At 60.4% G+C, this 14,880-nt stretch carries 9 protein-coding genes and 1 pseudogene; 9 read left to right on the top strand and 1 reads right to left on the bottom strand.

Annotated features, from left to right (window positions below; all coding sequences use genetic code 11):
- Positions 1–17 precede the first annotated feature (17 nt).
- Positions 18–236 (top strand): hypothetical protein, encoded by a 219-nt coding sequence (locus Q4B98_RS00670; protein ID WP_303194723.1) that lies wholly within the window; start codon positions 18–20, stop codon positions 234–236.
- Here the strand turns inward: Q4B98_RS00670 and Q4B98_RS00665 are convergent.
- Entirely contained in the window at positions 206–634 is a 429-nt protein-coding gene (locus Q4B98_RS00665) for a hypothetical protein (protein ID WP_303195537.1), read from the bottom strand. The genes Q4B98_RS00670 and Q4B98_RS00665 overlap by 31 nt on opposite strands.
- Positions 635–709: 75 nt before the next feature.
- Between Q4B98_RS00665 and Q4B98_RS00660 the strand changes: the two genes are divergently transcribed.
- The 8 genes and pseudogenes from Q4B98_RS00660 (at position 710) to Q4B98_RS00630 (ending at position 14,769) form a co-directional block, all read left to right on the top strand.
- A complete protein-coding gene (locus Q4B98_RS00660) occupies positions 710–2,236 on the top strand; it encodes a leucyl aminopeptidase (protein ID WP_303194722.1) in 1,527 nt (508 codons plus the stop codon).
- Positions 2,237–2,395: 159 nt separating this feature from the next.
- Positions 2,396–4,147 carry a 2-oxoglutarate dehydrogenase, E2 component, dihydrolipoamide succinyltransferase gene (sucB, locus tag Q4B98_RS00655; RefSeq protein WP_303194721.1) on the top strand — a complete coding sequence of 584 codons (1,752 nt, stop codon included), beginning with the start codon at positions 2,396–2,398 and terminating at the stop codon, positions 4,145–4,147.
- 70 nt (positions 4,148–4,217) lie between these two features.
- Positions 4,218–5,072 (top strand): lipoyl(octanoyl) transferase LipB, encoded by an 855-nt coding sequence (gene lipB / locus Q4B98_RS00650; RefSeq protein ID WP_303194719.1) that lies wholly within the window; start codon positions 4,218–4,220, stop codon positions 5,070–5,072.
- A 49-nt stretch (positions 5,073–5,121) separates the two neighbouring features.
- On the top strand, positions 5,122–7,065 hold the full coding sequence (locus tag Q4B98_RS00645; protein ID WP_303194717.1) for a cytochrome c oxidase assembly protein: 1,944 nt from the start codon (positions 5,122–5,124) through the stop codon (positions 7,063–7,065).
- Entirely contained in the window at positions 7,062–9,305 is a 2,244-nt protein-coding gene (locus Q4B98_RS00640) for a cation-translocating P-type ATPase (RefSeq protein WP_303194715.1), read from the top strand. The genes Q4B98_RS00645 and Q4B98_RS00640 overlap by 4 nt, the downstream gene beginning before the upstream one ends.
- A gap of 10 nt (positions 9,306–9,315) precedes the next feature.
- The gene (gene lipA, locus Q4B98_RS00635) at positions 9,316–10,308 is read left to right on the top strand and encodes a lipoyl synthase (protein ID WP_303194713.1); all 993 of its coding nucleotides are present in this window, start codon (positions 9,316–9,318) and stop codon (positions 10,306–10,308) included.
- 687 nt (positions 10,309–10,995) lie between these two features.
- Positions 10,996–12,006: pseudogene (locus Q4B98_RS10505) on the top strand (beta-galactosidase); the annotation flags it as partial.
- Between the two features lie 99 nt (positions 12,007–12,105).
- On the top strand, positions 12,106–14,769 hold the full coding sequence (locus Q4B98_RS00630; RefSeq protein WP_368492291.1) for a beta galactosidase jelly roll domain-containing protein: 2,664 nt from the start codon (positions 12,106–12,108) through the stop codon (positions 14,767–14,769).
- The last annotated feature ends 111 nt before the right edge of the window (positions 14,770–14,880 follow it).

The raw sequence follows: 14,880 nt of genomic DNA, 5'->3' as shown, positions 1-14,880 counted from the left end.
GTGGTTGGCTTGTAAGTATGAGTTACTCATGGGTTTTCAAACAGTCCCACGTCACTGTCAAGGGGGCCGAGCACCTCGGCGAGATTGGCGCTGGCCAGCAGTTCGAGTCTCAGGAAGAAGCTGAGGCATGGCTTTCCGAGACGTGGCCCGAGTTGCAGGACGCCGGCATTGACGAAGTTACCCTCATGGACGGCGATGACGTCGTTTATGGCCCGATGGGATTGTCCGAAGAGTGATCTCGGCGGCGGGTTTTGACGCTCTGCCAACTCATCACGGCCCCGAAGGCTGTCAACGCAGCTCCCAGACCGATCACGGTCGGGCGAGACTGAGCAATGGATCGACGACGTTGCTCGTAGGTCTGCACCGTGTTGCTACGGGTAGCGGTGTATGTCGCCTTAAAACAGGTGTCGCCCGGATGCATCTCGGCCCCACGGCAGGTGATCGTCGGCGAGGCCATCCCGACGATGCCCCACACCAGCAGGGCTACTCCAGCCACCACAACGACGACGTCTAAAACCATCCGCACCGTGGGGTGGCTGACGCGACGTCGGGGAGGCGTGCTCTGACCGACCGGGGTAATTGAATTCACAACCTCACCATAATGGCGCGGTATCGGCACGGAAGTGTCCCGCAGCTGACGTACCTCGACTAGGCTGCAGACGAGGCGTCGGCCTGATTCTGAGCGGGCCCATGCTGAACCGACCCCCGAATGAGAGGAATCCTCGTGGCCAACAGCACCGAGCTACCCAACCGTCCGCGTCCTCATCTTAAGGTCTCCCGCAATGCCAACGGCGCCGATGTCGTCATTGCCGGCCTCGTCGAGGGTTCCCAGGGTCCTCTCATTCAGGGACTTGCTCCGCGAGTTGTAAAAGAGGCGGAGGAAAGGTTTGGTGCAACGCTGGCCGAGGTTGCCGTCCGCGCTGGCGGAAAGACGAAACTTGGTTCCACCGTGGTGTTGCCCTGGTCTGGAAACAGTCTCGTCTTGGTCGGCTGCGGGGCCGAAGGAGGTGACGACGAGAACCTCCGCAAGGCTGTCGGTGCCGGTGCGCGTACTGCTGCTTCTCTCGCCCACGAAACCAGCCTCAAGGTGGCCGTCGACATGGGCATAACCTCGCCACAACAAGTTCGTATCGCCGCCGAAGGCGCCCTGCTCGGTTGTTACAAGGTGCCGGCTATCACCGCCAACCCGGATACTCTCGAGGTTTCCACCGTTACGATCGTCTCGAATGCACGTGGTGCCAAACCAGAACTGGAGAAGGCTCGGATTCTCGCCGACGCTGTTTACACCGCCCGCGACTGGGTGGACGCCCCAGCCAACGTGCTTTACCCAAAGACCTTTGCCGCCTCAGCACGGTCGTGGTGCAAGGATCTCGAGGACGTCACGGTCGATGTCCTCGACGAGAAAGACCTTGTCCGCAGCGGTTTCGGGGGCATCCTGGCAGTCGGTGGCGGCTCAGCTCACTCCCCGCGTCTGGTTCGCGTCGAATATGCGCCACGGGGCGCGACCACGACTTTGGCCCTGGTCGGCAAAGGCATCACTTTTGACTCCGGCGGTCTCAACATCAAGACCGCCGACGGTATGTACACCATGAAATCTGACATGGGCGGTGCTGCCGCTGTGCTGGCTGCTGTCGGCGCAGTTGCCCGTCTAGGTCTCAATGTCCGCGTCATCGCATACGGCTGCATGGCCGAGAACATGCCGTCCGGGTCGGCTTGGCGTCCTTCAGATGTCGTCACCATATATGGCGGTAAGACCGTCGAGAATGGCAACTCCGACGCCGAAGGCCGCATTGTCATGGCTGACGGCCTAGCCCGCGCTTGTGAAGACGAGCCCGACTACCTCGTCGACATTTCCACCCTCACCGGTGCCTGCATGGTCGCCCTCGGCAACCACACTGCCGGAGTAATGACCTCCAGCGCGCAGGCCGCCGATACCCTGCTGGACGCCTCCGAAGCGGCTGGCGAAGACTTCTGGGAACTGCCTGTCAGGGACGAATTCCGGGAGCAACTGCATTCAGATATCGCCGACGTGAAATCGACGGGGGCCCGTGAGGGCGGGGCGATCCTCGCTGCCGCCTTCCTGCAGAACTTCGTGACCCCTGGAACTGAGTGGGCTCACCTCGATATCGCCGGCCCGGCCTTCAACGAGGGTAAGCCACACGATTACACCCCGATCCAGGGAACCGGGTTCGGAGTGCGCACCTTGGTGCAGCTGGCCGCTAATTTGGCTGACTAATCAGCCAGATCGTCGTGAGGGCAGGGCCTGTGGACCCTGCCCTTCGCCATGTTCGCAGGAGGTTTTCCTGAATTCTAAAATGGGACGAACTGCACATTTGACCATCGTCAAGCTAGGCTTGCAGTCAATACGTCGCGGCTTGCAAAGGAGCTCCAACACATGTCGACCGAAGTCACTCTTCCCGCGCTGGGTGAGTCCGTCACCGAAGGCACCGTGTCCCGCTGGCTCAAGGCTGTCGGAGACACCGTCGAGGCTGACGAGCCCCTACTCGAGGTGTCCACCGACAAGGTCGACACCGAAGTTCCCTCCCCCGCATCCGGCACCCTGCTGGAAATCAAAGTCCCCGAAGACGAGGACGCCGAAGTCGGTGCCGTTCTCGCCATCATCGGCGACCCCTCCGAGTCCGGTTCTGCCCCGGCTGAGGCCCCCAGCGGACATGACGAGGCCCCTGAACCGGAGCCCGAGTCCAAACCGGCTGCTGACGAGAAGCCTGCCGCCACCGCTGGCGGTGCAGCCACGGGTGTTGAGGTCACTCTTCCCGCGCTGGGTGAGTCCGTCACTGAAGGCACCGTGTCCCGCTGGCTCAAGGCTGTCGGAGACACCGTCGAGGCTGACGAGCCCCTACTCGAGGTGTCCACCGACAAGGTCGACACCGAAGTTCCCTCCCCCGCATCCGGCACCCTGCTGGAAATCAAAGTCCCCGAAGACGAGGACGCCGAAGTCGGTGCCGTTCTCGCCATCATCGGCGACCCCTCCAAGTCCGGTTCGGCGCCCGCCGAACCCAAGGTCGAACCGGCTGAGGAGCCGGTAAAGAACAAGACCGAAGAAGCCCCAGCCCCCGCTCCGGCTACCCCGAAGGCAACTGAGGCTCCTCAACCGGCTCCCGCTACCAAACCTGCTGAGGCTCCCAAGACCGCTGGCACCAACGAGGTCGCCCCGCGTGCCACTAGCCCCTCCTCGGACGTCTACGTCACTCCGCTGGTTCGTAAGCTGGCCAAGGAAAACAACGTCGACCTGTCCACCATCACCGGGACCGGCGTCGGCGGTCGCATCCGTAAGCAGGATGTCCTAGCTGCTGCCGGCAAGTCTGAACAGGCTCCCTCGCCCGCACCGGCTCCCGCTCCTGTGCCTGCCCCAAAGCCCGCTGGCTCGGCTCGTAAAGCCTCGCAGCAGGTCTCGCCGGAAGCGGCTGCCCTGCGCGGCACCACCGAAAAGATGAGCCGCCTGCGCAAGGTCATTGCGTCGCGCATGGTGGAGTCTTTGCAGGTCTCTGCCCAGCTCACCGCCACCGTCGAGGTGGACATGACGGCTATCTCCCGTATCCGTAAGGCTGAGAAGGCTGCCTTCAAAGCTCGGGAAGGAGTCGGTCTGTCCTATCTGCCGTTCATCACAAAGGCCGTCGTCGAGGCTCTCAAGGCCAACCCGAAGTTCAATGCGAACATCGACACCGAAGCCGGGACGATCACCTACGGCGAATCCGAGAACATCGGCATTGCCGTCGACACCCCGCGCGGTCTACTGGTTCCGGTTATCAAGAATGCCGGCGACCTCAATATCGCTGGCCTGGCTCACCAAATCGGTGACCTTGCCGCTCGAACCCGCGCCAACAAGGTCACCCCCGACGAACTCGCCGGTGGCACTTTCACCATCACCAACTACGGATCGGCCGGCGCTCTCTTCGACACCCCGATTGTCAACCAGCCGGAGGTTGCGATCCTCGGCACTGGAGCCTTGGTGAAGCGTCCAGTCGTGGTCACCAACGAGTTCGGTGAGGACACCATCGCCATCCGCGACATCATGTACCTCTCCTTGTCCTACGATCACCGTCTCATTGACGGTGCTGTGGCAGCTCGCTTCTTGTCGGGTATCAAGGCCCGTCTGGAAGAAGGCGACTTCGCCGGAGAGTTCTGATTCGAACATCTCGACGGGGCTTGGTGCGGAATCGCGCACCAGGCCCCGTTGCATATCCGGACTACCATGGATGAGCGTGACAACCCCCCAGAACCAGCCCTGCGATCGCGACGAAGCCCCGGCAACCCCACAACCTGCCACGCCTCAAGTCGTTAACGGGGTGGCCCCGAAAGGATGGGTAGACCATCCCGCCGGCTTGGAATTCGAGTATCTGGGCATCGCCGAGAATCCCCCAGTTCGCACTGAGTACAACGAGTGCTGGGCCCACCAGCGTGAGATCCACGCCGAGGTTTCCAGCCATCACCGCCCCAATACGGTCATCTACGTCGAACATGACCCCGTCTACACTGCTGGGCGGCGCACCCGCCCCGAGGCCTACCCCTTCGATGGCACCCCCGTCGTCCCGGTAGATCGTGGTGGTGAGATCACCTGGCACGGTCCAGGCCAGCTCGTCGGTTACCCCATAGTCTTTCTGCAACGCGGTATCGGAGTCGTGGATTATGTGCGTCGCGTCGAGGAGTCAATCATCCGCCTCGTTGCTGAGTATGGGTTGAAGGCCGGTCGTGTCCCGGGACGCACCGGCGTCTGGTTCCCCTCCGACGGGATGGGGCCTGAGCGCAAGATCTGTGCCATCGGTATCCGGGTGTCTCGGCAAACGGCGATGCATGGATTCGCTCTCAATATCGACCCCGACACCGCCAGGTTCGACAACATCATTCCCTGCGGTATTTCTGATGCTGACGTCACCAGTATGGGACGCGAGCTGAGGCGTCTGCACGGCCCTGAGGCTGAGGTGCCCACCATGCTCGAGGTGGCAGGCAAACTCGAACCCATCCTCACCGAAATGATGTCATTCCGACCCTACGAAATGAGTCCAGACATTCCGCGTCGGGAACATCCGGCGTTCCTCCACCCAACTTCATGAACCTGTCCGTCCGCTGGGCTACAGTCTCCCCTACCCCGTCCCAAAGGAGATGTTGGTGACGCATCCCATTCGCGCTCGCGCCACTGGACCGCTACTCGTGGCCACGAGTGTCGTCATGGCCGCCATAGCCGCCATGATTGGTCGACTCCGCTCCTTCGAACCTCGTCTGTTGGGCAGGGAAACTCCGGACCTCCTCACCAGCGTCCTCCACGCCGTCGTCGGGACCCTCTTTTGGGCAACACTGACGTGGACTTTGGCCGAGCTTTTCCGCGCTACCTTGTGTTCGCCTCATCGCGACACTGTCGACCGCACTCGCACCCGCGGGCGCCGAGCCTGGCTGGCAGCCCAGATGTGGGCACTGCTGGCGCTGCTCATGATTCCTTTGGAATCGGCCGACTCTGCCGGTTTGACCTTTGAGCAGGCGATCCTCGACATACCCACCTACCTCTCCTCGACTCCCTCGGTAACGGCCTGGCTCGTCGTCGCCGTGTTGGGGCTGGTGGTCGCGCTGCTAGCTCTGCTCACGACTCATCTTGGCGGCCTTGTCATGGCAACCTTGGTGACGATCCTTGCCGCCCTGCCGATTCCAGTAACCGGAGCCATTTCGGTAGGTCTCAACCATGACTTCGCCACCGATTCGGGAGCTCTCGCTGCCGTCGGCATGACCATTGCGGCGGCCTGCGTCCTCGCCGAGGTCCTCACTGGGCCCAGCCCCGCGATCAGCAACAGGTTGGCATGGTTAGAGCGTCTCGGAGCACTCATCAGTTTGGCCGGCGGAATCGTCGTCACCTGGCAAGGCCAAGCTGGGCATTCCTGGCTATCGGATCGGTGGGGCGTGGCTCGGGTCGTCCTGCTCATTGCGGCGACGGTGTGGGTAGCCGCGAGTTGGTTACCACGCTCTAGAATCTCTGGGTGGCTTCGTCTGGCAATGGTCGCGATCGTTGTAACGGTCACGGGGGCCAGCACCCAGCTCATTCCGCCGCGCTACCTCGTTGGGCAGACGCCGGCCGTGAACTACCTGGGCTACGAACTGCCGTCGGCACCCACCACTGGTGTCTTACTAGCCCCGGGCCGACCCAACATTGGCTTCTGGGTCCTGTCGATGCTAGGGATTGCCGGATACCTCGTAGCGGTAACCATCGTCAAGCGTCGCGGAGGCGCATGGTCTAGCGCGCGTATCGGTTCTTGGATCGGGGCCTGGGTCATCGTGATCTATTTGGCGAGCGCAGGCCTGTGGGAGTACTCCTCCATGCAGTTCAGCTGGCACATGTTGGTCCACATGACCTTCAACATGCTGATACCTGCACTGTTGGTGCTGGGAGCGCCGGTGACCCTCATGAGGGAGGCTTTTCGTACCGGTGACCAGATTGACGACGGCTTTAATGGACCTCAGGATTGTCTGATGGCGGCGCTGGAATGGCGTCCCACGAAGCTTCTCTTCGGCCCGTTTGCGGCTTGGATCGTCTTCATCGCCAGCTTCTACGTGGTGTATTTCACCCCGATCTTCGGCTATTTGATGCGCTATCACTGGGGTCACCAGTGGATGCTGCTGCATTTTCTGATGGCCGGGTTCATGCTTTTCGAGTATGTCATTGGTCTGGACGACCTGCCTGCGTCCCTGCCTCACATTGGCCGGCTGGGCTTCGTCATCACCGCAATGCCCTTTCACTCCTTCTTCGCCGTCATCACAATGAATGCCCATCAAGTCATCGGCAAAGAGTTCTACCAGGCTCTGTCGATCCCCTGGGTAGCGAATCTGCGCGATGACCAAAACCTTGGCGGCCAGATCACCTGGGCCACTGGTGAGATTCCGATGGCCTTGGTGCTGATCGCTTTATGCGTGCAATGGTTCATGGCCGATCGGCGTGACCAACGCCGGGTCGACGCCTCCGAGGACGCCACTCTTGACGAATCCCTCGCCGCATACAACGACATGTTGGCTCGAATGGCTGGACAAGAAATCAAACCGCACAATCCGGAGAACCCGTCATGACTACGGTGACGAGCGACGAACAGGATGAGGACGAATCCGTCCTTCGTCCTCCGGTCCAGCTCCAGATCGAAGGGATGACCTGCGCGGCGTGTGCCACCACCATAGAGAAGCGTCTGACACGTATTGACGGAGTTCACGCGAGCGTCAATTATGCCTCTGAACGAGCGACAGTTACTGGCATCGACATCGAGGACGCCATCGCTGCCATCAAGGATGTTGGATACACCGCCGCAGCACTCTCTGATATTGATCTGGCTGCCGAGGCGGAACGGCGCATCACGATGCTGCGCCGCCGACTCATCGTCGCCGTCCTGCTCACCCTGCCACTGATGGACATCGGGTTGGTATTAGCCCTCGAACCGCAGCTGCGCTTTCCCGCGTGGGACTGGCTGCTCATGGTGCTTTCCTTGCCGGTAGTTTTTTGGTCGGCATGGCCATTTCACAAGGCGACCTGGTTAAATCTGCGCCACGGCATGACGTCCATGGACACCCTGGTCTCCCTAGGTGTGTTGTCGTCTTTTGGGTGGTCTTTTATCTCCATCCTTATCGGCACGCAAGACAACGAAGGGTACTGGCTTGGCTATGGCATTACCCCTGCCGGGGCGGACACCCTCTATCTCGACGTCGCGGCAGGGGTCACCTGCTTCCTTCTAGCTGGGCGTTACTTCGAGGCCCGCGCCAAGAGGTCAGCTCGCTCGGTGCTGACGGCCTTGGGCCAGCTGGCGGCCAAGAATGCACGCGTGTTGCGTGACGGGACCGAAACCGTCATCCCCATTGAGAAGTTGCACCAGGGCGACTTGTTCGTCACCTTGGCAGGTGAGACTCTCGCCGCTGACGGGAAGATCGTTGAGGGGGCGTCGAGTATTGATACCTCGATGATGACTGGCGAACCAATGCCAGTCGACGCCACCGTTGGATCGACTGTTTTGGGTGGAACGATGAACCTCACCGGGCGAATCGTCGCGCGTGCCACAGGTGTGGGAGCGCGCAGCCAACTTGCTCAGATGGCGGTCATGGCCGAGGAAGCCCAAGCCCGAAAAGCCAATGTCCAGCGTCTGGTCGACAAAGTCGTCGAGATTTTTGTGCCGGCGGTACTAGCCATCGTCTTCCTCACCTTCTTCGGGTGGTGGATAGCCGGGGTCGGCATCCGTCATGCATTGTCTGCGGCTCTCTCTGTGCTCATCATCGCCTGCCCCTGTGCGCTGGGGCTGGCTACCCCAACTGCTCTCATGGTCGGGGTCGGACGCGGCGGTCAGCTGGGAATCCTCATCAAAGGTCCGGAGGCTCTGGAAGCGTCGGGGCGCATAGATACTGTCATCCTCGACAAAACCGGCACTGTGACCACCGGGGACATGGCCCTCACCGACCGAATTGCCGCTCACGGGCATGACCTCAAGCAAGCCCATCAATATGCCGCAGCTCTAGATCAGCACTCCACCCATCCGGTAGCCAAAGCGATCGTCGCCGCTGTCGGCTCCACCGTGCCGCAATGCCCCAGCCCACGCACCGTCGCAGGGCGTGGTAGCGAAGGCGAGGTCGACGGCCATCATGTCATGGTCGGCAATCCCGCCTTCCTCACCGAGACCGGTATAACCATTCCCGCCGAACTCACTGAGGCTGTCGACCAGGCGGCCCGCACCGGTCACTCCACCGCCCTGGTAGCAATCGACGGACAAGCCGCTGCAGCTCTTGTCATTTCCGACACGGTCAAGTCCGAAGCTTCTGAGGTCATCGCCCGGCTGAAGAAGATGGGGCTGCGAACCATCCTCCTCACCGGAGACTCCATGGCCGCTGCGAATGCCGTTGCTTCCCAGCTTGGTATCGATGATGTGCGTGCAGAGGTTCTCCCCACCGACAAAGCCGAAGTCGTCGATAAGCTGCGCAACGAGGGTCGTCACGTCGCCATGGTCGGAGACGGGATTAACGACGCGGCTGCCTTGGCCAGCTCTGATCTTGGTCTGGCAATGGTCACTGGTACCGACATTGCAATGCGCAGCGCGGACATTATCTGTGTGCGTCACCATCTGAGTGTCGTCCCGGACGCCATTGCACTGTCCCGACGCACCCTTCGCACCATCCGAGGCAACCTTGTATGGGCGTTCCTCTACAACATCGCGGCGATCCCGATTGCAGCTTCCGGACTCCTCAATCCACTGATATCTGGGCTAGCCATGAGCCTGTCGAGCCTGTTCGTGGTGACCCATTCACTGACACTTCGCAACTTCAGCACGCGCAGTTAGACTGGCCATCGTGAGTGTCGAAGCAGACGGTAGAAAGCTCCTCCGAATCGAGGTCAAAAACTCCCAGACCCCCATTGAGGACAAGCCCCGCTGGATCCGTACTCGGGCCACGATGGGTCCCGAATACCGCGATATGCGCCGCCGGATGATCGACGGTGACCTTCACACCGTGTGTCAGGAGGCTGGCTGCCCCAACATCTTCGAATGCTGGGAAGATCGTGAGGCCACCTTCCTTATCGGCGGCGACCACTGCACACGTCGCTGCGACTTCTGCCAGATTGAGTCGGCCAAGCCGGAGGGTTATGACACGGACGAACCCCGTCGCGTTGCTGAGTCCGTTAAGCAGATGGGGTTACGCTACGCCACTGTCACTTCGGTGTGTCGCGACGACCTCGACGACGAGGGTGCCTGGTTGTGCGCCGAAACGGTTCGTCAAATCCACCAGGTAAACCCCGGAGTCGGAGTCGAGATGCTGGCCCAGGACTTCTCCGGCAAGCAAGAACTCCTCGACGTTGTTTTCGAGTCACGCCCAGAAGTCTTCGGACACAACCTCGAGACAGTTCCCCGTATCTTCAAAAGTATCCGGCCAGGATTCCGGTACGACCGTTCTCTGGCCGTCCTCAACTCGGCACACGAGGCCGGTCTCATCACCAAGTCGAATCTCATCCTCGGCATGGGAGAGACTCGGGAGGAGATCTCGGAAGCCATGCAGGCCCTTCACGACGCCAACACTGACCTGCTGACGATCACCCAGTACCTGCGCCCCAACGCCTATCTGCACCCCATCGACCGCTGGGTGACTCCGCAGGAGTTTGACGAGTTGGCGGAAGAGGCCCGCGAGATTGGGTTTGTTGGCGTGATGAGTGGACCACTCGTGCGTTCCTCCTACCGAGCTGGACGCCTTTACCGGCAAGCTATGGAAGCTCGTGGGGAGCGACCAGTAACGATCGTGACGGGATACCGTGACGGTGCGCGACCCGCGCCGTTCGTGGCCAAAGAGTGACGGAACTCGAGATAGCTCGAGTACCGAAGGAGCCGGTTTTCCGGCAACCCATCAGGGATGGCTCCGCCATGAACACCCCGGCATGATGGCCACCGCTTGTCTGAGCAACCAGAGGTCTCACGCCTGATCGCTTACGGCGTGTGCGCACATCCTATGAAAACGCTCGCATGCTCTGCGCTCTTGGCACTTACTAGGCCACGAGATACCGCTGCCTAGCCATACACTGACGGCCATGATTCACTCACCAGCGCCGATGAGGCTCACTCCTTCGGGTTTGCAAGATCTAACAGGCACCCTGCCCTAGACGGCCGCACCGCCGTCAACTACGGGCATTGCGGCCCCGGTGACCTAAACGTTTTCATGGCTCCCCAATGACGGGGGCACAATGAATTGCTCCGCTCGCATTAATCGCCACGGTTCTTCGGAACCGCCATCGCTGTCGGAATTCTGGTCATTGGCACTTTGAAACCAACAAACCAATTACGGAAACCGATAAAACGTGGGTGACGGCGCCTCGCTCATTACCCACTGTTGATACATTCTGGACAATGACGCCCCATCGATGAAAGGAGCAGGGCCTTGCCCTCCCCATTCTTCAGACCCTTGACCACGGCCGTGACATCAGCACTTGGCACCGCTGCCCTGTTAATCACCTCAAGCCTGTGTTCTCCCGGAACTCAGCCAGCGATGGCCGCCTCACCTGACAGTGACGTCGTTGTCCCTACCCAACCAGCCACCATCATCGGCGACGGAAAACCACATAAGGTGACGTTCGACAAACATAGTTTCATGATCGATGGTGAACGGCTGAATGTGTACGCCGGAGAGTTTCATTATTGGCGCCTTCCCTCGCCCGACGCATGGCGCGATGTGATGCAGAAGATCAAGGCATCTGGCTTTAACGCCGTTTCCCTGTATTTCTTCTGGGGTTTGCATCAAACTGAGGAAGGTGGGGAATTCGACTTCTCCGGAATCAAGGACATCGACAAACTCCTCACCATTGCCGAGGAGGAGGGACTCTTCGTCATCGCTCGCCCCGGCCCGTACATCAACGCTGAAATCTCGATGGGCGGACTGCCCGCCTGGATGTCAAATAAGGGCTACAAATCACTGCGCAGCGTCGAGAATCTTGCCCCGGCGAAGGAGTGGCTCAATGCCTTCAACGCTATCGCCAAGAAACACCTCGTCACGAATGGCGGCGGCTCCATCCTGTTGTATCAGGTGGAAAACGAGCTCATCGACCAGACTCCTCTTCAGGAGGACTACCTCAAGGCCCTAACGAAGGTAGTCCGTGACGATGGCATAGACGTTCCCCTGTTTCACAACGACTGGGGCATGGGCGGACGATTCAAAGATACCGAGAAATTCGGCACGGATTTCTACACCAGCGATGTCTACCCGCTCGGCTTCAACTGCTCACAGGTACGCAAGCAGCTGCCTGACAATGAGCAGCAGTTCCGCAAGTTCGCCCCCGACACGCCGTACATGATCGCTGAGTCCCAGGGCGGCGCTTTCACCCCGTGGGGTGCGTCGTTCTCCCCGGAGAAGTGTGCCGAATTTACCGACTCTCAATTCACGCGCCAATGGAGCATGACAAACATGGCCAATGGCGTCACCGCCTTCAGCTATTACATGAGCCACGGCGGCACAAACTGGGGCTGGACCGGCGCACCTGCCTCGGGATACACCAGCTATGACTACGGCGCAGCTCTCAACGAGGCCAGAGCGATTACCCCGAAACTCGCAGCGCAGAAAGAGGCCGGGTACCTCCAGCGTGCCTTCCCGGCACTAACGGAGATGGACCCTGCCGGTGCTCCCACTGTTGCTGAACAGTCCGGCGATTCCGTCAAGGGTTACCAGCGGATCAAGGCCGGTGACGGAACCGACGCGGAACGTTTCCTCGCCTTCCGTCTTTCCGATAGCAACAGTACGAAGGACACGTCGTTCACGACGTCGCTGTGGCTCGATTCGCAAGACACTGGCATCGCCGCCCCAGTGGTCGTCGAAGACGATGACGCTCAGATCGCCTATTCGGGCAAGTGGACCAAGGAATCCGACCCCTCTGCGTCGGGCGGAACGATCCACACTGCGACGACGAAGGGCGCCTCTGCAACCTTCAAGTTCAACGGCACGGGAATTCGGTACCTCTCGGCATCGAGCACAGATTTCGGCAAGGTGCAGGTACAGGTGGACGACCGTCCAGCTCAGGTTGTCAACGCTTGGACCTCGAGCAACCAGAACAAGCCGTCACAGGTCGTCCTTGCCGACGTGCAAAACCTCGATCCCGGTGAGCACACCATCACAGTGACGGCGCTAGGCGAAAAAGCTGACCCCTCAGGAGGCACCACCGTCTCGGTGGATGCCTTCCAAGTCACCAAGGCCCCCGACTCACGTACTGCAGGCGGTGAAGAGCACAAAGTGGGTTGGTCCCGCATCCCGCAGACTAAGGGTGCCAAGCTACATCTTCACGGTCGTGACGCGATCGCGCTGACAGCGAACTTCGACATCGCCGGAAATCGGGTGGGCTACACCACCGCACAACTCTTCGCCGCGCCTCAACCGTCAGCAAACGGAGTCGTGCAGTACCTCATGGGTGTCGAGGGAGACCCGGCAGAAATTGTCATCCGGGCGAAGTCAGAGCCTTCCATCGTCGCCCCAGAGGGGGTCACCAAGAGTTGGAACGCCGAGAAGGGCGAGCTCTTGTTGTCGTGGACAACGAAAGCTCAACCACAGGACATCGTCGTCAATGGTGACGGTCAGCCGTTGACTTTGCGCGCGATTTCACGTGACTATGCAGCCAATGTCTGGCAGGTCTACGACGGTAACCGACCCGTCACCGTCGAAGGCGCCGACCTCGTGCGGGGAGCCAAATACGACGGTCGGACGCTACATCTGAACGGATCCATGTCGAAACCCGCGACACTTCGAGTCGTTGCGGACGGTATGGATTCGTGGACCTGGAACGGCACCGCTACCAGCGGCGCAGTGCCTGGCCCCAAGCAGGTGGAAGCTCCTGAGCTTGAGTGGCACACCACCACAGGTGCCCCAGAAGCCAACCCGAAGTTTGACGTCGGCGGTTGGAAGATCGCTGATTCCACCCGTGCCGACAATTCCCGTCAGGGACCTGGCCCACATCAAGGCGTGGTACTTGACTCCAACCATTACGGATTCTTCGAAGGTGACGTCTGGTACCGGGCGAGTTACACGGCGGCCGGCTCAAAGATCACCTTGCAAGGAAATGGCGGCTCCGGAGTACCAGCCCATGGCCGCAATCCAGCCTTCGGACAGGTTTGGGCCAACGGAAAGTACGTCGGCGCGTTTGCTGCCGATGGCTCATCGCAGTCGTTGACTTTGCCAGTCAGCGCTGGCGACCAAGTAGAACTGGCGGTGCTCGTACACAACCTCGGCCAGAACCTTGACTGGAATGATGACGGACTGTCGCGTCAGAACCGTGGTCTTTACGACGCAGACCTCAACTCGTCCGGAGCCGTCACATGGCGCATTCAGGGCGCGGGTGACCCAACTGGTAATGCCGATCTGGCCCGCACTATGTACAACAACGGTGGCTTGTACGGCGAGCGTGCCGGCTGGTATCTGCCTGGATATCCGATCTCAGACTGGGCGGAAGCGTCATCATTTGCTCCCACAGAAGCTGGCCTGAATTGGTACGCCAGCGATTTCACCCTTGACGTACCAGAAGGCCAAGACCAGGCCTATGAGGTGCAGATCACCCCGAATGGCGGCATTCCTAACGACCATTCGCAGGTAACGATCTTCGTCAATGGTTGGAATACCGGCGTCTACATTGGAGACATCGGACCGCAGACCAAGTTCACCATCCCGGCACAGTTCCTCAATCTGCGTGGAACTAACCGCCTCACCGTAGCCGTGGCGTCGAAGACCGCCGGGGCAGGGCCAAAGGGCATTGACGTCGTTCCGACAACGGCAACGACTGGTTCAGTCATCGGGGCCCAAAACGAGGCGCCCAGCTACCCAAAGCGCTCGATCGAAGGCAAGGTTTCGTCGTCACAGGTGGACCCGGGGGCTGAGGTGAGGGCTGAGTCGACCATCGCCTCGCCTCATCTCATCAGGGGGGATCGTCTCGGCAGCGGCGAGCTTGTTCGCATTGAGTACCTCTGGGGTGACGGATCACAGCCCACCAGCACCCCAACGCACGCCTACTCGGCAGCTGGCACATACGACGTCACTGCAGTCGCTCGAGACTCGGTATCTGGTCAGAAGCTGGCGCAAGCCGTGATCGGACGGGTAACTGTCGGTGGTACGTCATCGGAGCCATCGTCACCAACGCCTTCTTCGCCTGTGTCATCACAGACACCCTCGTCGCCTGTGTCATCGCCAACGGCTGAACAGACGACCCAAGGTGCTCAGCGACCTCCCAGCTCCCCAGATACAAACCCATCGAAGGTAGTGCCCACAAGCCTGCCGAGAACGGGGGCCTAGCCCTCACCCTGAAGATGACATGTCCGCCACAGATTCGTTTCCGATCGTGGCGGACTCGTCACACCTCACCCAAAACCGCCAACTTTCGCAATGACGAGAAAAGAAAGGGCA

The sequence above is a fragment of the Cutibacterium sp. genome, from assembly GCF_030525615.1.
Taxonomy (GTDB): Bacteria; Actinomycetota; Actinomycetes; order Propionibacteriales; family Propionibacteriaceae; genus Cutibacterium.
The sequence above is the reverse complement of the archived record's forward strand: the minus strand, read 5'-3'. Positions and strand labels throughout refer to the sequence as shown.